The organism is Rhizobium sp. SL86 (assembly GCF_026672545.1).
Classification (GTDB): Bacteria; Pseudomonadota; Alphaproteobacteria; order Rhizobiales; family Rhizobiaceae; genus Neorhizobium.
Map to the genome: position 1 here is coordinate 2,047,501 of NZ_JAPPRJ010000001.1, position 18,258 is coordinate 2,065,758.

13 protein-coding genes, 1 tRNA gene, 2 rRNA genes and 1 pseudogene (1 of these 17 only partly in view) are annotated in these 18,258 nt (G+C 56.6%); 8 read left to right on the plus strand and 9 right to left on the minus strand.

The features are described 5' to 3' along the window. From OU993_RS10140 to OU993_RS10150, 3 genes are all read left to right on the plus strand, one after another. Nucleotides 1–2,718, plus strand: a 23S ribosomal RNA gene (locus OU993_RS10140); it begins 170 nt to the left of the window's first position. Between the two features lie 271 nt (nt 2,719–2,989). After that, nucleotides 2,990–3,104 (plus strand): 5S ribosomal RNA (gene rrf / locus OU993_RS10145). Nucleotides 3,105–3,187: 83 nt separating this feature from the next. Continuing rightward, nucleotides 3,188–3,264 (plus strand) — tRNA-Met (locus tag OU993_RS10150). 114 nt (nt 3,265–3,378) lie between these two features. Here the strand turns inward: OU993_RS10150 and OU993_RS10155 are convergent. The 7 genes and pseudogenes from OU993_RS10155 to OU993_RS28860 form a co-directional block, all read right to left on the minus strand. Next, the gene (locus tag OU993_RS10155) at nt 3,379–4,539 is read right to left on the minus strand and encodes a hypothetical protein (protein ID WP_268156717.1); all 1,161 of its coding nucleotides are present in this window, start codon (nt 4,537–4,539) and stop codon (nt 3,379–3,381) included. Nucleotides 4,540–4,568: 29 nt separating this feature from the next. Beyond that, nucleotides 4,569–5,624 carry an N-acetyltransferase gene (locus OU993_RS10160; protein ID WP_268156719.1) on the minus strand — a complete coding sequence of 352 codons (1,056 nt, stop codon included), beginning with the start codon at nt 5,622–5,624 and terminating at the stop codon, nt 4,569–4,571. Between the two features lie 443 nt (nt 5,625–6,067). Then, nucleotides 6,068–6,265 (minus strand): hypothetical protein, encoded by a 198-nt coding sequence (locus OU993_RS10165; RefSeq protein ID WP_268155107.1) that lies wholly within the window; start codon nt 6,263–6,265, stop codon nt 6,068–6,070. Then, nucleotides 6,262–7,035, minus strand: a complete 774-nt coding sequence (gene istB, locus OU993_RS10170; RefSeq protein WP_268154921.1) for an IS21-like element helper ATPase IstB — start codon at nt 7,033–7,035, stop codon at nt 6,262–6,264. The genes OU993_RS10165 and istB overlap by 4 nt, the downstream gene beginning before the upstream one ends. Continuing rightward, on the minus strand, nt 7,028–8,527 hold the full coding sequence (istA, locus tag OU993_RS10175; protein ID WP_268154920.1) for an IS21 family transposase: 1,500 nt from the start codon (nt 8,525–8,527) through the stop codon (nt 7,028–7,030). The genes istB and istA overlap by 8 nt, the downstream gene beginning before the upstream one ends. Before the next feature lie 673 nt (nt 8,528–9,200). Then, nucleotides 9,201–9,569, minus strand: coding sequence for a hypothetical protein (locus OU993_RS10180; RefSeq protein ID WP_268156721.1), 369 nt, complete (start codon nt 9,567–9,569; stop codon nt 9,201–9,203). 264 nt (nt 9,570–9,833) lie between these two features. Then, nucleotides 9,834–9,968: pseudogene (locus OU993_RS28860) on the minus strand (HNH endonuclease); the annotation flags it as partial. A gap of 148 nt (nt 9,969–10,116) precedes the next feature. On the opposite strand from OU993_RS28860, the gene OU993_RS10185 reads away from it, so the two are divergent. The 4 genes from OU993_RS10185 (at nt 10,117) to OU993_RS10200 (ending at nt 16,511) form a co-directional block, all read left to right on the plus strand. Then, a complete protein-coding gene (locus OU993_RS10185) occupies nt 10,117–10,908 on the plus strand; it encodes a helix-turn-helix domain-containing protein (RefSeq protein ID WP_268156723.1) in 792 nt (263 codons plus the stop codon). Next, nucleotides 10,883–12,421 (plus strand): GNAT family N-acetyltransferase, encoded by a 1,539-nt coding sequence (locus tag OU993_RS10190; RefSeq protein WP_268156725.1) that lies wholly within the window; start codon nt 10,883–10,885, stop codon nt 12,419–12,421. Before OU993_RS10185 ends, OU993_RS10190 begins: the two co-directional genes overlap by 26 nt. A gap of 212 nt (nt 12,422–12,633) precedes the next feature. After that, nucleotides 12,634–13,734 carry an IS110 family transposase gene (locus OU993_RS10195; RefSeq protein WP_268157561.1) on the plus strand — a complete coding sequence of 367 codons (1,101 nt, stop codon included), beginning with the start codon at nt 12,634–12,636 and terminating at the stop codon, nt 13,732–13,734. Nucleotides 13,735–14,405: 671 nt separating this feature from the next. Then, nucleotides 14,406–16,511 carry a DUF3363 domain-containing protein gene (locus OU993_RS10200; protein WP_268156727.1) on the plus strand — a complete coding sequence of 702 codons (2,106 nt, stop codon included), beginning with the start codon at nt 14,406–14,408 and terminating at the stop codon, nt 16,509–16,511. Nucleotides 16,512–16,537: 26 nt separating this feature from the next. Here the strand turns inward: OU993_RS10200 and OU993_RS10205 are convergent, their stop codons facing one another. Further along, nucleotides 16,538–16,762, minus strand: coding sequence for a helix-turn-helix transcriptional regulator (locus tag OU993_RS10205; RefSeq protein WP_268157650.1), 225 nt, complete (start codon nt 16,760–16,762; stop codon nt 16,538–16,540). A gap of 139 nt (nt 16,763–16,901) precedes the next feature. Between OU993_RS10205 and OU993_RS10210 the strand changes: the two genes are divergently transcribed. Continuing rightward, nucleotides 16,902–17,549 carry a hypothetical protein gene (locus tag OU993_RS10210; RefSeq protein WP_268156729.1) on the plus strand — a complete coding sequence of 216 codons (648 nt, stop codon included), beginning with the start codon at nt 16,902–16,904 and terminating at the stop codon, nt 17,547–17,549. Between the two features lie 157 nt (nt 17,550–17,706). On the opposite strand, the gene OU993_RS10215 is transcribed toward OU993_RS10210, so the two are convergent. Continuing rightward, nucleotides 17,707–18,237 carry a toll/interleukin-1 receptor domain-containing protein gene (locus OU993_RS10215; RefSeq protein WP_268156731.1) on the minus strand — a complete coding sequence of 177 codons (531 nt, stop codon included), beginning with the start codon at nt 18,235–18,237 and terminating at the stop codon, nt 17,707–17,709. Nucleotides 18,238–18,258: the final 21 nt, after the last annotated feature.

The window sequence follows — 18,258 nt, forward strand, 5'->3', positions numbered from 1 at the left end:
CAAGGCGGTAGGGCTTAGGCAATAGGCGGTAGGGTTTTTATCCTATTGGCTACTGCCTGTTGGCTATTGCCTGACGCGTCGAAGACGCGCTTGGTTTCCAAGTATCGCAAATAAGGTATCTAACTCTGAATACATAGGGGTTAGAAGCGAACGCAGGGAACTGAAACATCTAAGTACCTGCAGGAAAGGACATCAACCGAGACTCCGTAAGTAGTGGCGAGCGAACGCGGACCAGGCCAGTGGCATTCAAGATAGAAGTCGAACGATTTGGAAAAGTCGGCCGTAGTGGGTGACAGCCCCGTAGACGTAAATGTCTTGAATGTCCTTGAGTAGGGCGGGACACGTGAAATCCTGTCTGAACATGGGGAGACCACTCTCCAAGCCTAAGTACTCGTGCATGACCGATAGCGAACAAGTACCGTGAGGGAAAGGTGAAAAGCACCCCGACGAGGGGAGTGAAATAGAACCTGAAACCGGATGCCTACAAGCAGTCGGAGGGCGCAAGCCTGACGGCGTACCTTTTGTATAATGGGTCAACGACTTAGTGTGTCGAGCAAGCTTAAGCCGGTAGGTGTAGGCGCAGCGAAAGCGAGTCTGAACAGGGCGTTCAGTTCGACGCATTAGACCCGAAACCGAGTGATCTAGCCATGAGCAGGTTGAAGGTTGGGTAACACCAACTGGAGGACCGAACCCGCATCTGTTGCAATAGATTGGGATGACTTGTGGCTAGGGGTGAAAGGCCAATCAAACTCGGAGATAGCTGGTTCTCCGCGAAATCTATTTAGGTAGAGCGTCGACCGAATACCCCAGGGGGTAGAGCACTGGATGGGCTATGGGGACTCACCGTCTTACTGATCCTAACCAAACTCCGAATACCTGGGAGTACTAGTCGGCAGACACACGGCGGGTGCTAACGTCCGTCGTGAAGAGGGCAACAACCCTGACCTCCAGCTAAGGTCCCCAAGTCATGGCTAAGTGGGAAAGGATGTGAGGATCCCAAAACAACCAGGATGTTGGCTTAGAAGCAGCCATCATTTAAAGAAAGCGTAACAGCTCACTGGTCTAAATAAGGGTCTTTGCGCCGAAAATGTAACGGGGGCTAAAGCCATGCACCGAAGCTGAGGATTCCTCTTTGAGGAGTGGTAGCGGAGCGTTCCGTAAGCCTGTGAAGGAGGACCCGTGAGGGCCTCTGGAGGTATCGGAAGTGCGAATGTTGACATGAGTAACGATAAAGGGGGTGAGAGACCCCCTCGCCGAAAGACCAAGGGTTCCTGCTTAAAGTTAATCTGAGCAGGGTTAGCCGGCCCCTAAGACGAGGCGGACACGCGTAGTCGATGGGAACCACGTTAATATTCGTGGGCCTGGTGGATGTGACGGATCATGTAACTTGTTCGTTCTTATTGGATTGAACGGGCGAGGAAATGGTTCCAGGAAATAGCACCACCATTATAGACCGTACCCGAAACCGACACAGGTGGTCAGGTAGAGTATACCAAGGCGCTTGAGAGAACTCTGCTGAAGGAACTCGGCAAATTGCACGCGTAACTTCGGAAGAAGCGTGACCCCAAATTACGCAAGTAGCTTGGGGTGGCACAGACCAGGGGGTAGCGACTGTTTATCAAAAACACAGGGCTCTGCGAAGTCCATAAGACGACGTATAGGGTCTGACGCCTGCCCGGTGCTGGAAGGTTAAGAGGAGAGGTGCAAGCTTTGAATCGAAGCCCCAGTAAACGGCGGCCGTAACTATAACGGTCCTAAGGTAGCGAAATTCCTTGTCGGGTAAGTTCCGACCTGCACGAATGGCGTAACGACTTCCCCGCTGTCTCCAGCAGAGACTCAGTGAAATTGAATTCCCCGTGAAGATGCGGGGTTCCTGCGGTCAGACGGAAAGACCCCGTGCACCTTTACTATAGCTTTACACTGGCATTCGTGTCGGCATGTGTAGGATAGGTGGTAGGCTTTGAAGCCGGGACGCCAGTCTCGGTGGAGCCATCCTTGAAATACCACCCTTATCGTCATGGATGTCTAACCGCGGTCCGTCATCCGGATCCGGGACAGTGTATGGTGGGTAGTTTGACTGGGGCGGTCGCCTCCGAAAGAGTAACGGAGGCGCGCGATGGTGGGCTCAGAGCGGTCGGAAATCGCTCGTCGAGTGCAATGGCATAAGCCCGCCTGACTGCGAGACTGACAAGTCGAGCAGAGACGAAAGTCGGTCATAGTGATCCGGTGGTCCCGCGTGGAAGGGCCATCGCTCAACGGATAAAAGGTACGCCGGGGATAACAGGCTGATGACCCCCAAGAGTCCATATCGACGGGGTTGTTTGGCACCTCGATGTCGGCTCATCGCATCCTGGGGCTGGAGCAGGTCCCAAGGGTTTGGCTGTTCGCCAATTAAAGCGGTACGTGAGCTGGGTTCAGAACGTCGTGAGACAGTTCGGTCCCTATCTGCCGTGGGTGTAGGAATATTGACAGGATCTGTCCCTAGTACGAGAGGACCGGGATGGACATATCTCTGGTGGACCTGTTGTCGCGCCAGCGGCATAGCAGGGTAGCTATATATGGAAGGGATAACCGCTGAAGGCATCTAAGCGGGAAACCCACCTGAAAACGAGTATTCCCTATCAGGGCCGTGGAAGACGACCACGTTGATAGGAGGCGTGTGGACGTGCAGCAATGCATGAAGCTTAGCCTTACTAATAGCCCGATCGACTTCATCGTTCCCATTGTAAATGCTCATCAACGCGGCTAACGCCGCGTCGATGATGCCTTCGTTCTGTCCTCACGCTGGCGGCTCTTCGAGCCTTCGCTGCGGACGGCGCGCCGGACAACCGGCGGCTCGGCTCTGCCGGCTGCTGGTGCCACGCGAAACGAACAAAAGACGTGTTCAAAAAAAAGACTATTGGCTACTGCCTACTGGCTAAGCCCTCAGTCACCAGCTTCTCAACAATCTCCGGCGCCAAACCGCGCCGGATACATTGCCCTTAGCTGACCTGGTGGTCATGGCGGGGCGGCTGCACCCGTTCCCATTCCGAACACGGCCGTGAAACGCCCCTGCGCCAATGGTACTTCGTCTCAAGACGCGGGAGAGTAGGTCGCTGCCAGGTCTGCTAAAGGCAATACAAAATCTTCTCACAACAAAACCTCCCGGACACAAAAAAGCCCGGACATGACAAAACACACCCAATAACGCGGGGTGGAGCAGCCCGGTAGCTCGTCAGGCTCATAACCTGAAGGCCGCAGGTTCAAATCCTGCCCCCGCAACCAGTTCAAACATAAATCGCTTATTACGCCGATATAACAGCGGCTTAACCGGCAATTCTTCTTACCGCCTCTGTACCTCAGGGGCGGTTTTTCCGTTTGGGTGGGTGCAACTCATCGTCATAGACGCTTGAATGCTCGAACAAAAGAACGCGTGCAAGTCCGCCGAAGCCGACTTGCTTCTCCCTCAAGTCGACTCCAGATTCCGCTTCGAGCAATTGCCCATAGAAGAGCGAGCCCGCCGCACCAGTAGGGCAGGCTCGTCACGGTAACACCCCAATAGACCTTTCCCCAGTCATTCAGCGCACTCCCGATTGCACCGAGCAGAATGACCCCGATCATGTAAAATAGGAGACCAGGAGTGCTTGCCTGAAAACTCGCGAATGCCGTGAAGTCTTGTATTGGCTCGCTTTCTGAGCCTTCTCGCCAATGATAGATCATCAGTCGCGACAGAAGCCGCTCCTCTTCGGCAGCATCGCGCGCGGCAATCTCACGCCCGCGCAAATAAGAGGACCACAGTTTCGCCTCAAGCCTCCGAACCTTCCGCATAGGGGCGTGCTGCGTAACAAGCGCGTGGCCGAGCTCGCGTATCAGAAAATAATGGACACGGACGATCGTGAATGCGTTCGCGGAGGCACGTTTAGCGATCGAATGTGGGAAGCTTCGCTGCTCGTTTAATCGCAGCTCTGTCAACTCAAGACGCTGTGACGAACTCACAAATACCTTTTCCTGACCAATGATTTCTTGGGTAAATAGCGATTTGGATTCACCTGTTAGGTGTAGCCGAAGCCGAACATACTGTGGCCCAGGCCCTGCCGCTCGCAGGCGCGCGCAGATAGTCTCCGTTAATGTAACGGTGGAGCCAGCTCCTTTTAAGCCATCTTCGACCGGTGCAAGGGTAAGATGTTCGCCGATCTTCACTTTGTGAACGGTCACGAACGGTTCGCCGTTTGCTGTAGTCTCGTATCCCAGGTCGGTTTTACGTCCAACCTCAACGACCATGTTGAAGACCGCGTCCAGCGTCTGCCCATAGGCCATCACATCGCTCAGATCCTGAAACTGATCGAGTTGAAGCGCTACCGGAAAATACAGATAAATCCGCTTGACCATTTGGAGATCCGACAACCGAAGCCCGATGTCGAGGAAATTGGTCTTCGATGGGTTGTCTCGCCAGAGGTTAAAGTGAATCTCTAGGTTTGGGTGCTGTCGTTTGGCATCGATTTGCGGAAAGGAATGACGATCCTCTTCCGGCTCATACCAAATAGCCAAGGTGCCATTCATCTCGCATCGGACCTTTCAAAGCGCAGGGCTCAATTAACAATCAAATTTTCGTCGACTTTGCCCAATTCCAGGATGCTCGAAAATTGAGCGTCGCTAAGCGCGCGCAGATCCCACTTTGGCTGTGATGTGATGCCGACAACATCCAATAAAGCACCGCGATTGGGACGTTTGACGAAAGCGGCGTTGTAGGTCAATTTTGCGACGTACAGTGGCTTTCCGTCGGCATAGCGGTCCCTTAGTTGTTGTTCACCAAACACGCTATGATCCTTTGCGAATGCGACGAATGCATCTGCGTCTTTGAAATATTTCCGAGCATAGGTCGCCTCGACCACGCACACCGACGTCGCTACCGACCTGTAATAGGCCTTGCCCTGGATATCAGTCGTTCGGTAAATGATAACAAGGTCGCCCCGTTTCATGCGGTTCAAAGATAGGCCGGCGATGTAGACCTTGTGAATCGAGTTGGTATGGGGAACATCAGCTTCCGAAGCTGTATCTTCTGTCTTGAGAATCGAGTCCGGCAGCAGATCGGTATGGAATTCGGGTTTGATGGCCAGCAGCCATTTCGCTTTTCCGGACGTCTGCATCAAAGGGTAATCTCTGACGATGTCGTTCGCCAAGGTTTCGAACGACCGGAGTAGGACGAGCTCTTGTCCATTGGGGGTGGTTTTAACCCCCTTCTGTTCGAAGCCATACCGTTTGAAAAGGTTGATAAGCGAGACGTGTGTATCGAAGACCGTAACGTAAATCTCTGACACGTCTTCGAGAATGGCGTGGTCGAAAATACGCTTGATAATCCTTTCGCCAAGTTTAGTGCCCCTGGCATTGACTTTCAACGTTCCAACTTTGAGCCTGCGTTTGGCAGACAGGGGCGGTTGAACGTCTGTAATTTCCCCGGTCTCGACCTTGATGTAGAGAAATCCGCGAATACCCTTTCCGATGTCATCATCGATGACGTACGCTGGTTCAGCAGCTTTTTTTAGGAACCAGCCTGAAAATTCCTGGTATTGCGCCTTCAGACTGTCGAAGAACTTGTCGTTCAGATCCACGTCTTTGAATTTCGTCGGGCGTAAGGTCTGCCCCATGCGTTGCCCCCCCGAATCGTACGAAATAGAGCATATAAAGCGCAAAATATGTATCAATACGTGAACACAATTTGAAGTGGCAGGAAGGGCGAATTGTCGAGTACCGTCATTAGACGACGCCTTCCACGTCCCTTGAAATAACTTCTCATTGATGTGCTAAAAAGGCCATAAAAGCCCTACCTATTTCTTGCGGCGAACCGGATAAAGAGGGCTCACACCGTCCTGCTCTCGAAGATAGGTTTCGTAGGACAGTATCTCAGGATTGCCCATATCAATTGCAAACTCCTCGCCAAATATTGCTATCACAAAAAACAGTAATCCTTTATCGGTATAGACGAAGTCATACTCATGTAGCACCTGTTGGCGGCTGTCCAAAAGCGCGGATAAATGGTGCCGAGGATTGAGAACTTTGAAAGCGGCTGAAGAAGCCGCCTTCAGTGTTGCTAATCTTGATTATCGTCGGAAGCTTGTTGGTTTTGGACCATGTGCTGGATGTCAGGGGCGTAATGGTTCCAGATGGCGTCGCGCAGATCATCGAGGAGTTCGAAGACGGCCCATGCCTGCTCGGGGGTCCATTCGGCACTGATGAGGATTGGCAGGCCACGCTTGAGACCTGAAGAGTGGTGCGTCTTTTCGGTCATGATGCGGGCTCTGTTTCGCCGGATTGGTGACTGGCGCGTTGCTGACGCTGGGCTATGGAGCGCTCGTTGGCTTCCTTGAAGCGATAGGAATCTCCTTCGATCGCGACGACTTCGCAGTGGTGGACGAGGCGATCGACCAGGCTGACGACGCACGCGGCGTTCGGAAAGACCTCCGACCATTGCGCAAAGGGTTTATTGGTGGTGACGATGGTCGAGCGTTTCTCGTATCGGCGGCTGATGAGCTCGAAGAGCAGATCGGCATGGCGGTTGGAATAGGATAGGTAGCCGATCTCGTCGATCAGCAGGACGTCATGGGAAGCATAGTACTGAAGCTTGCGGCGCAGCAGGGAATCGCTGTCGATGGCGGCGAGTTCGCCGAGCATTTCGCTGGCGGTGCGGAACAGGACCGAATGGCCCCGGATGAGTGCCTGGTAGGCGATGTTGAGGGCGAGCGTCGATTTGCCGACGCCGTTCGGACCGATGAAGACGATGTTGGTGGCATCCTTCATGAATGCCAGCGTCATCAGTTCCTCGACGGTGGCGCGGTCGATGCGGCGCGGCCACTTCCAGTCATAGTCGGCCATTTGCTTGAAGTGGCCGAGCCTGGCGGTGCGCATGCGTCGCAGCAGCGAGCGGTCGGAGCGCTCGTCTTCTTCCCACCGGATCACGGTCGGCACCCAGTCCTGTGTGGCGATCTCGTCCCAATGGGCCGTCAGGCCATAAAGGCGCAATTGTCTGGCGCGATTGAACAGGGTGTCGATCTTATTCATCGTCGTTTCCTTTCAATGTGAGTTGATCGTAACGGTCGAGCTTGTGGGGAATGACAGTCGTGTCCTTCTTGCGGACATGCTCGGGCAGCCTGGTTTCGACCGGGGGCGGAGCGCCCCGCGCAATCCGGCGGCGTTCGAGCACTGATCGAACCGCCTTGGAATGCGAGGCGCCGGCGCGCAAAGCGTCTTCGACGGCCGCCTGGAGTTCCTGGGCGCCGTAGAGGTCGAGCAACGTCAGCATGGCGTTGGTGATTGCGCCGATATTGGCGCCACGTTCTGCGGCATGCATCATCAGCTTCTGACAAGCCGGCACGGCCCGCGTCAGGCTATTGAGGCCGCGATGCTGGCGTGCCTCGCGCTTGACGGCGACGAGTGCCTTCAGGTGCTGAGGATCCTCGATCTGCTGGCCCCTATCGAAGCTGCGACGGTGGCTGGCGATCATCGTGGCGGCGTCGAATATCCTGACCTGGACGAGATCGGCGCGAACGGTGAGTGTTCGTTGGACATGCGTATGAGGGACCGAGTAATCGTTCAGATCGAAGCGCACGTAGGGTGTCTTGCCAACCTTCACGGCCACCTGCTCCTCGACGGGATAGGGATTGGCCGGCAAGGGCAGAAGCATGGGCTGTTCTTTTGAGAACGCCTCACGCACCGTCATTGCCCGGTCCTCCGGGCATGGCCTGTCGGCAGCCTGGGTCCGGCACCAGTGTTCGGCCTGGGCATTGAGATCGTCGAGGTCCTTGAAGGTGCGGGCGATGAAGAAGGCTTCCCGGATGTGGCGAATGGCGCGCTCGACACGGCCTTTCTCGTTGCCCCGTGCTACCGCGACAGGACGGGGTTCGAAGCGATAATGAGCCGCGAAGGCCAACAATGTCGGATGGAAGCGGATGGCATCGCCCTGCCGTTCAAGGACGGCGGACTTCAGATTGTCGTAGAGCAGCACTCTGGGAAGGCTGTTCCAGTCGTTGAATGCGCCGACATGGCCGCGCAGGAAGTTTTCCATGCGGGCATCAAGGAAGAAGCGCAGATAGATGTCGCGCGAGTAGGATAGCACCATGACGAAGGCCATCAGCGGGCGGCGGGCCCTGCCGATCTCGATGTGGCCAAAATGACCCCAGTCGACCTGGCCCTGCTCACCCGGCAGGGTGCGTAGTCGTAGATAAGCTTCCGCCGCCTTCCGTGGTCGGTGCAGCGCCACCATGTGCCGGAAGTGGTCGGGCGATCCCTTATAGCCGCGCTCCTGCACCATCCCGTAAAGGCGGCTGGACGTCAGGTCAGGATATTTGGTCAGCGTCTGCTGGATAAACGGCAGGTACAGGTCGATCTCGGCGGGGCGGATCACCGGCCTGTGTCGAGGCAAGCCCGCGTCCTTCAGGACCCTGAAGACGGTGGTGTGATGGCAATGCAATTGCTTGGCGATCGTGCCGCAGCGCCACTTCTCAACGTGGTACAGGCGCAGGATCATCGCTTCCTTCTCGGCAGATATGGTCATCGGTTCGATCTCCATGGTCGAATGGACGCACGTGTGTCCCCCGGCGACGCACGAAGCCGCGGCGAAAGAACAGCGGCACAGAGCTGCCGCAGCGCCGGCACCACGGCTCGATCGATGACACCACGCCAGCGGTGCCATCGCCCGGTGCAACGATGCCGCCGTTTGTGGACGCCTTCAGTCGTGAACCCTCTGGAACGACGGGTGGAGAGTGATGCGTCACGTTTTTGCGAGCCTGCCGATATCGGCGGGAGCGATCGGCATGGGCAAAGCGCCCCGGCCGGGTGCTCTGGTAGCGCCGTCCGGCTGCCCGCAGGCTGTCACGGCGCGCCGCATGGGCGCAGGCAGAACCGCAATAGCGCTGACCCCGATCGCAATGGCGGCAAAGCAGAACCTGCGCGCGACACCGCCCGCAGAGGAAGAAACGAGCAGTTTGCATCGCGGCGGCGCACCTTTCGAAGCGCCGTCGGGATTGATCGGAGAAGCTCGACGGAATGCGCCAATACCATTATAATGACGCTCACCGTGAACCAGTCGGCAGTCCTGCGTGATGACAGCCACGTCATCTCACAGATGCCTGAGGGATTGGACATCGAATTGGCCTGGTAGCTTTGGTCGATGTCTGTTTGCGGCGCTCCGCCAGTCTATCATTGACGGACGCAGCGCGGGATGTGCCTCAGTCGCCCTCCGGGCTCCTGACGCCACATCCCGCGCTCATCTCCCCCATCAAAACCTTTGCAATAATCTCAGGGCCCTGTCCGCCGCGTCCAGATTCGCCGTAATCCCGTCTCGGCACCAAATATGCGCGGTTCTCAACAGCCACCGACAGCACCTCGTAGACATCCGTCCCTTCAATAAACCGGCGGTCAAAGCGATACAGGTTGCGACGGTAAAATTGCCACTCCTTCGGCCCCTCTCCAGCGCGAACAAATCTTCTCAAAGGCTCCATGCCTTCGTTACTGAGCAATTCCTCGCGCCAACCCTCGACTTGAATGACGCGCAGCGCAAGCGCTTCGATCGCAACTTTTCCGATGAAACGAGACATTAGGCGAGGGTCAATTTGCGATTTATGTGGAACGGGCACTAGCAAAGTGCCTTGAGTTTCTGCGAGTAAGGAGCGCTCAAGCTCACTGGCTCGGCTCCTATCCTTTGGCTCAATGAATATCCCGGTTGCATCCATCCAGACGTTTATTGGGATTTTCGAATGGGATACGTGACCGCTCATTGGCGGAATACGGCCCCGTTTGTTTGGGACAGCCATCATGTTACGGAGATGACGAAAGTATTCCGTCTCAAGTAGTGGGCCTTCAATCTTTCGCGCGAAGTAGTTGTTACAACGGTCGCACACGATGCCAGGTGGCAGCGTATGCTTACAGTTACCTAGTGATTCGGGGACAATGTGCTCAACCGAGCGCGATTGCGTCGCATCCCCTCGACAAAAAATACACTGCGCGAAGTTCGTCCCCCCCTAAAATTTCGGCATGAATCCGGAAAGCCTAGTTTAAATTTGCGTGCGACGTCTCCCGATAAGAATATTCCTTGCAAGGAATGTTTCTTAGGGGTAGCTACTCCACAACATGGAGTAGCATAAAATGGGCAAACTGGCGGGAAAAGTTATCGAAGCTTCGGCGGCAACCGAGCCACGTGACGAGCACGCTGCTGGTGTCGATCTGCGTCGACTTCGGCTTCTGTCTGGACTGACGCAAGCCGAAATGGCTGTTCGCATGAATGTCCAGCAAGCAGCCGTTTCAAAACTTGAAAAGGGTGGCGAAGTTCACCTGTCCACGGTCAAACGCTACGTGGAGGCTCTTGGTGCGTCGTTGCGTGTAGACGCAGTCTTCCCCGCAGACGCCCGCCTTGTCCTGCGCGTGAAAGAGACATTCGACATTGAATACGGCAACGACGATCAGCTTGTCTTTCCGCTCTTGGCAGATGAGCCGTTTCGTCCGCAGAGAGATGTTGTTCTTTCCATTCGTCCGCAATATTCGGAGAAAATTATGGAAGGACGTAAAACCGTTGAGCTGCGCCGGCGATTTCCGGTTTCCGCGCCTGGCGGGACCATGGCGTATATTTATTCGACGTCGCCAATTAGAGCAATGGTCGGAATAGCCGAGATCAAGGATGTGCTGAAGCTGCCCGTGCAGCAAATCTGGTCCGAGTTTGAAGACACCGCATTTATCGAGCGAAATGATTTTGATAGCTATTTTCAGGGTCTAGAGTTTGGTTTCGCTCTGCTCTTCGAAGATGTTAAGCCATTCTCCCGTCCGGTTCCACTCACGGAATTACGAGAGAAATTTGGTTTCGAACCACCGCAGTCATTCCTGTATGCGAGCCGCGATCTGCGAAAGGCCCTAAGAGATGAGGCAACAGTCGTATCTCATTGATACGAACATCCTGATCGGCCTGGAAGACTACCACGCTGTAGAAGCCGCATACGCTAAATTCTCAAGTCTCGCTGCGGCCCACAAGATCACGATTTTCGTCCACGAGGCGGCCCGCGACGACATTGCCCGCGACAAGAACGCGGAACGTCGTCGAATCTCCCTTAGCAAAATCTCAAAATACCAAGTCTTGGGGAAACAGCGCGGCCTGAGCCAAGCCGACCTTCAAGCTGAGTTCGGCCCTTTGAAGCGGCCCAATGACATCGTCGACGCAACTCTCCTCCACGCCTTGAAAAGTGACGCGGTCGATTTTCTTGTCACGCAGGACAAAGGCCTTCACGAGCGCGCCTTCAAACATTCGGCCGAGCTTGGCCGGCGCATCTTGTTCGTTGGCGACGCTGTCGATCTTCTCACGCAGACATACGAGCCAAAGCAGGTCCCAATCAGGCATGTTGCCGAGGTTGAGGCTCATACCATCAACAACAAAGATAACTTTTTCGACAGCCTCCGCCAGGGGTATCCGGAGTTCGACGATTGGTGGCGCGAGAAGTGTGTTCGCCAGCACCGCCCGTGCTGGGTTGTTTATGATGACGACGAGCTTGCGGGCCTGATCGTTCGAAAGGATGAGAGTGCGACCGACACAGATGCGGTGACAAAAGCCAACAAAATCTTGAAAGTTTGCACCTTCAAGGTGGCGCCCGACAAACGCGGTGTCAAACTCGGTGAGCTACTTTTAAAGCAGGTACTTTGGTACGCACAGCGCAACGGCTACGACTTGGCGTATCTCACGACATATGAAGACCAAGCGGCGCTGATGAACCTCCTGGAATTCTATGGCTTTACTCATGCCGGCACGAAAGACAACGGCGAGTTCATCTATGAACGGGCATTTTCGTCCGCAAAACTGCTTCATGATCCCACCATTTCGATTTTTGAGTCTGCAAGAAAAAACTACCCCCGCTTTCTTGTGACGGACCAAGTTCGCGCCTTCGGAATTCCTATCAAGGAAGACTATCACGACACCCTCTATCCCGACCTATGGAAGCCTAATCAGCCGGACTTCTTCGTGGGCGCTTCTCGGGCCGACCGCCCGACCCGGCCAGGGAACACAATCCGGAAAGTCTACCTGTGCCGAGCACCGTCAAACCTCGGCGATGCGGGCTCTCTCCTGTTCTTCTACAAGGGGGCGTCAAAGGAGCCTCCTTCCCAAGCCATGACGACGCTAGGAATCTTGGAGAGCGTCACCTTCGCGAGTTCCACCAGAGAACTGATGCAATTAACGGGTGGCCGATCCGTCTACAGCGAGCAGCAACTTGAGCACTGGCAGGCGACGACGACCAGGCCGGTCAAAGTCATCAACTATCTTTTGGCCGCCTATATTGAGCCTGTGGTCGGGCTGGACGAATTGAGAGAACTTGGTGTTGTGAACGGTAACCCGCAGCAGTCGATCTATGAAATTCGGCCTGACATCCTGCCGCGGCTTCTCACTCGTGCCAACTTGGAATTCGAGGTTTGATGCCCTGGTCGAATTGTTGCGATCCTCCCTTGAACGGCGCACATGCAAGTCCCCCACCATCGGCTCTGAACTCCGGAAAGCAGCCATATTGGGAGCGTCAACTGGATAGGGGAAAGATTGCCGCCCGTAATCGGCAGGTCGCGTGCGCGGCGCCGACTGAGGCGCCTGGCGCTGATAGTATTGCCGCCTCGAAACCATGCAGGAGGCGGATGATGGAGTATTTTTGCGGACTAGACGTTGCGACGGTGGAGACGGCGGTTTGCGTCGTTGACGATCATGGCGAGGTGCATCTGGAGGTGAAGGTGGCAACCGATCCGCAGGCCTTGCTTGCGGCTCTGAAGCCGTTCCTTTCCCGTCTGCGGCGTGTCGGCCACGAGGCCGGCTCGCTGTCGCCGTGGCTGCATCCGGAGCTTGTCAAACTTGGCATTCCGGCTGTCTGCCTGGAAACGCGGCATGTGCGCGCGGCGATGGCGGCGCAGCGCAACAAGACGGACCAGAAGGATGCGCTGGGCATTGCGCATATGATGCGCACCGGCTGGTTCCGCCGTGCCCATGTGAAGACGCCGGAATGCTACCGGCTGCGATTGCTTCTGACGCACCGGCGCAACCTGAAGCGCAAGTTTCTCGATCTGGAGAACGCCATCCGCCATTCCCTGAAGGCATTCGGCATTCGCCTGAAAGGCACGGGTCGGACCGGCTTCGAAGCGGCGGTTAGAGAGGCGGTGGCGCAGGATGAGCTGACGCGCGACCTGATGGATGCCATGCTGTCGGCGCGCGCAGCGTTGTGGAAGCAGTACAAGCGGCTGCACCAACTTGTCGTGCAGTTTGTTGCCCGCCATGAGCTTTGCCGACGCTTCATGGCGATACCGGGTGTCGGGCCGGTGGCGGCACTTTCGTTCATGACGGCGGTAGAGGACCCGGCGAGGTTCCGCCGTTCGCGCGATGTGGCAGCCTACTTCGGGCTGACATCGCGGCGATGGCAGTCTGGCACGTCGATCGATGTGCAGGGGCGAATATCGAAAGCCGGAGACCCCGACGTGCGGCGCGCGCTCTACGAGGCGGCGTCGGCGCTGATGACGCGCTTTCGCGGCAAGGACAAGGTGAAGCAATGGGGTGAGAGCCTGGCCAAGCGCGGCAGTCACCGCAAGGCAACGGTCGCGGTGGCGCGCAAGCTGGCGGTGATCATGCACGCCATGTGGAGCGACGGAACGTTTTATGTCGGCGACCCGTCGGCGAGCGAGACGGATCTGGCGGCGCGGGCAAAGGGCAAGGAGCTGAGGCTTCTGGGTGCCCAGGCGTTGCGCGGCCTATGATGCGGGATGCAGATGGGAGCGAACAGTTTACCGCCGCTTTGACGGTGGTGTGACGGACAACACGGCTCCGCGTGAGCGGATGGGAAAGGTACAGACCAGGAAGACGGGACGCACGTTATCTTGCCTGTGGCCGCACCGACGACAAGACGGGTGGACCACGTTTTGACTGCCTGTGACGTTGCCCCGTCCATCCGATGGTAAAATGCACCGCGATGGCAAAAGCGCTGCCAAAGGTCAGCCCGAAAAAGCCTTCGATGCGTGCGCAAGAGTGCACGGCGTACCCGACCCCGATGATCACCGGCAGTGGCGTGTTGCAACGTCAAACATTATGGATTTTAATCAACAGCAGGAAAGGTTGCGATTATGGAAAACACACCAAAAAGTCGACCGATTAAGAGTGCAAGATAAAGCGAACCGGGGTTCGCCCGAGCTGCGCTCGTAAGTCATTGTCTGCACATTGTTTTCCAGTCGGAAAACGGGAAGGGGTCGGATACCGCGATGTGAGATGAGTTTTAGATCCGACTGATGTTCTTTGCGATCCGGGGGGGTAGCGGTCACCTGCCGCGAGGTGCGCTACGCCGATCTGCGCGGTTGCAAGTCTTTTTACGCCCGCCTGCGATGGCGGCAATTTGTTGCTTGTCACGCCTCGGATGGGCGTCGAACCTGCCCCTATGGCAGACCACGACGACAACAATTTCCGCATCAAACCGGGCCGACCGAAGAGCCGGGGCAGCCGTGCGAGCCTGCACACGAAACCATTCATCACCCAAGTGAAGATCGCCGTGCGCAAGGCCGGCGGAAACCCCAACCGGATCGGCGGGGAGTCGGGCAATGGGAGCGGACGCTTTAACGCCCGTGGCCGTGGTGCAAAACTTGCGCCGTCGTTTCCGAAGGACGGCGGCGGATGGACGCGCGATGGCGGCGGCACCCGGTTCCGGTCGCGGCGTGTCGTGGTCAAGGCGCGGGTGGTGAAGCTTGCCCCGCAGCGGGGACAGTCACGAGGCTCGAAATTCCGCTCGACTTCGGGCAGGGCGGTCGATGCCCACCTGCGCTATCTGGAACGCGATGGCGTCACGAAAGATGGCGAGAAGGGCCGGGCCTATTCCGCATTTGAGGACGAGGCCAATGGAAAGGCATTTATTGAGCGCGGAAGCGAGGATCGGCATCAGTTCCGGTTTATAGTCGCACCCGAAGATGCAGTCGAAATGGAGGATCTACGATCCTTCACCCGCGATCTTATGAAACAGATGGGAAGTGATCTAGATACCCGGCTGGATTGGATCGCTGTCGATCATCACAATACCGGTCATCCCCATACCCATGTCATCGTCCGGGGTGTGCTGGAGGATGGCCGCATCCTCAACATTGCCGGCGACTATATCGCCCATGGGGTCCGCCATCGGGCCGAGGCACTGGTGACGCTGGAGCTGGGCCAGCAGAGCGAGTTGGAGATCGCGGCAAAACTGCGTCATGAGGTCGAGGCCGAACGCCTCACCCGTCTCGACAGAATGCTGATCGCCGAGAGCGAGGAACAGGGCATCATCAACCTTCGTCCCGATGCCTCCGACAGCTACACAGTCCGGGCCAACCGATCGCTCCTGATCGACCGGGCCAAGCGGCTGGAGCGGTATGGCTTAGCGGATGAGATCGACACCGGACGATGGACCATCCGGGACGATGCGGAACAGACGCTGCGTGCGCTTGGCGAGCGCGGGGATATCATCAAGACCATGCACAGGGCGCTGGAGGATCACGGCCTTGCGGACGAGCGTGGTGCTCGCGATTACATCACCCATGGAAAAAGCATCACCGAGCCTGTCGTCGGGCGGGTTCTGGCCAAGGGACTTGCAGGCGACGAGATGAGCGACCGGCTGCATCTGGTCATCGATGGCGTGGACGGACATACCCACTATGTAGAGACAACAGATATCGGCCGACTGGACGATATCCAGCGCGGCCATATCGTGTCCCTCGACCCGATCCCGCCAAAGACCGAGCCCAGGGCATCCGACATCAACATCCGTGATCTCGCCGCCCACAATGACGGCATCTACCGGCCAAGCGATCATCTGGAGCAGGCGAGGGCAAAGATCGAAAAGATCGGCGGTGATCCCGATGCCTTCATCCGCTCCCATGTCCGCCGTCTCGAAGCACTGCGCCGTGCCGGTCATGTCGAGCGGATCGATGCCGATTACTGGAACATCCCCAATGATCTTCCCGAACGTGGCATGGCCTATGACGCCAGAGACCGGGCCAAGGATTTTACTGTCCGCACGCTGTCCACCTTTGACCTCAACAGACAGGTCGGCAGCGACGGCGCGACGTGGCTCGATAGGGAGCTTGTCTCCCGCGACCGCACACCACTCACGCAAGCGGGCTTTGGCCGGGAGGTCAGCGAGGCACTGGACCGCCGTCGCCAAAGCCTTGTCGATCAGGGGCATGCCGTGCGTCTCGACAATGGCAGCATCCGGGCGCCCAAGGATTTGCTGGAGCAGCTGGAGCGAACCGAGATCGACCGCGTTGGCCATCAGATGGCGGCGGAGAGGGGCCTGTCCTACACACCGAGCCAGCCGGGGGAATATGTCAGTGGATCGCTGAAGGGTAGCGTCAATCTCGCCAGCGGGCGGTTCGCGATGCTCGATGATGGCATCGGCTTCCAGCTTGTGCCGTGGCAACCGGCGCTCGATCAACGGATTGGCCAGCATATCAGCGGCGTGGTGAGAGACGGTGGTGGGGTTGATTGGAGCTTTGCGAGGAAGCGGGGGTTGGGGCTGTAACGCGGATCGGCCACAGTGTGGCTTACCTACTTAGCCTTCTTGAAAAGAACGCCTATGGCCCCGCCTTCTGCATGAATGAGGGTTATACCAGCCTCTTGAAACACAGCGGTGATGCTGGCGAGATTGTTCGCAATGGGCATGTGTGCGCCACGTTCGAAATCAGCAATTGTTTGCCGCGAGACGTTCGCCGCATCTGCAAGCGTCGTTTGACTCCACCCCAACATTGCCCGCGCGGCGCGGCACTGTTCCATCGTCAATTCATTGCTAGCCAAGGCAAACTTTCTGATTGATGTCTATCATTTTGTATGTGATGCTTTGCCGTATTCGATCAGGCAGATGCTGTAACATCCACCTGATCTGACCATAACCAAGTCGTAGGGAACTCGGATCATGGCTGATTCCGACAATAGCAGAACTTTGCCTCTCGTCACGCGACGCAGATTGCTTTCCACGTCGGCGGCGTGGCTGGCGGTACAGGCTGGGGATGTGGATACGGAACTTTATTCCGCAGACGACCAGCCTGACGGTGGCGATCCAGCATTGATGTTGTGGCAGGAGTGGTGGACTGCCCATGAGCAGGTCGAGAGGTTCTGCCGGAAGCAGCAGCGGCTTGAGACCGCACTGATCGCGGCTATCGGCTTTCCCCATGTTGTCATCGCCTCGCCTGGTCGGGATTGCATGGTCCCGGCTTTCACGATGGAGGAGATTGACCGCCTATTTGGCGGTGCCTCAGAGAACGCCGAAGCAAAGATGCAGTCGAAGGCGGTTCTTGCAGAGCGGCAAGCCGCCTGGGATGCACTAGACGAGCGGCTGGGATACAGCAGAGCCAAGCAGGCGGAGGAAGAAGCGTTTGCGATGCGGGCGGACCGATTGAATGATCTGTTTGCGCACCCGGCTTGCTCGGTTGCCGGTGTCGCCGCGAAGCTTCATGCTGTTCTCGCTATGGGAGAAGACAGTCCAGTCGATGGATTTCCATTGCCGCAAATTCGCGCTGCGATAACAGACTTGGTCAGACTAGGTAGCGGACGTCGAACATGAACTGATGGTGTGGATGCCGGCCGGAGGGGGCATCCACACCATCAGTTCAAGCTGAACAACGCCACTACGCCATACTGGACGACCCAGCCATGGTCGCATAACCTAAACCAAACGGTCTTCGGCCAAGCCGGTGCGGTTCACCCATCGAAATGTAATATCATGCACGCATTGTGCCCCTCAGGACCCGGCCACGATTATTGGAGCCAAATGTTCCAATTCCTCCGCTGGCCGCGTAGTCGAGATGATTGTATAACTGCAAGTACTCAGCGCCATACGAGTACCCGTTGTTGTCCTGGGTCTGCAAAATAAGAATAGACTCAAGCGGCTTTTTTCCGTCGGCGTACCCAATTTCCCAAGGGCACCAACGACTTGCGGAAGAATTGGCCGTGGCAAGATAGAAGAACATATCGAGATCACGAATCTTAGCTTGAATTTGTTCGGCGGTGGTTCGGTTTGGCGTGTCCGGCATCGCCCCATCTTCCCAATCTATGTAAACCTCCCATCCCTGAGCATGCAGGAAAGCCTGAACCCCCTTTGCGAGGTAAGCGTCCTTGTGGCTATGAGAAAGAAACGCCGTCGGCTTGCCCTCAGCCTTTGCGGTTACTGTCGACTTTCTCACAGCGTACGAGTTGGAAAAATTCTGAATGTCTGCCTGACGAAAAACCATCTTCTTCTCACCGCCATCCATATTGCCTTCATGCGAAGGCTA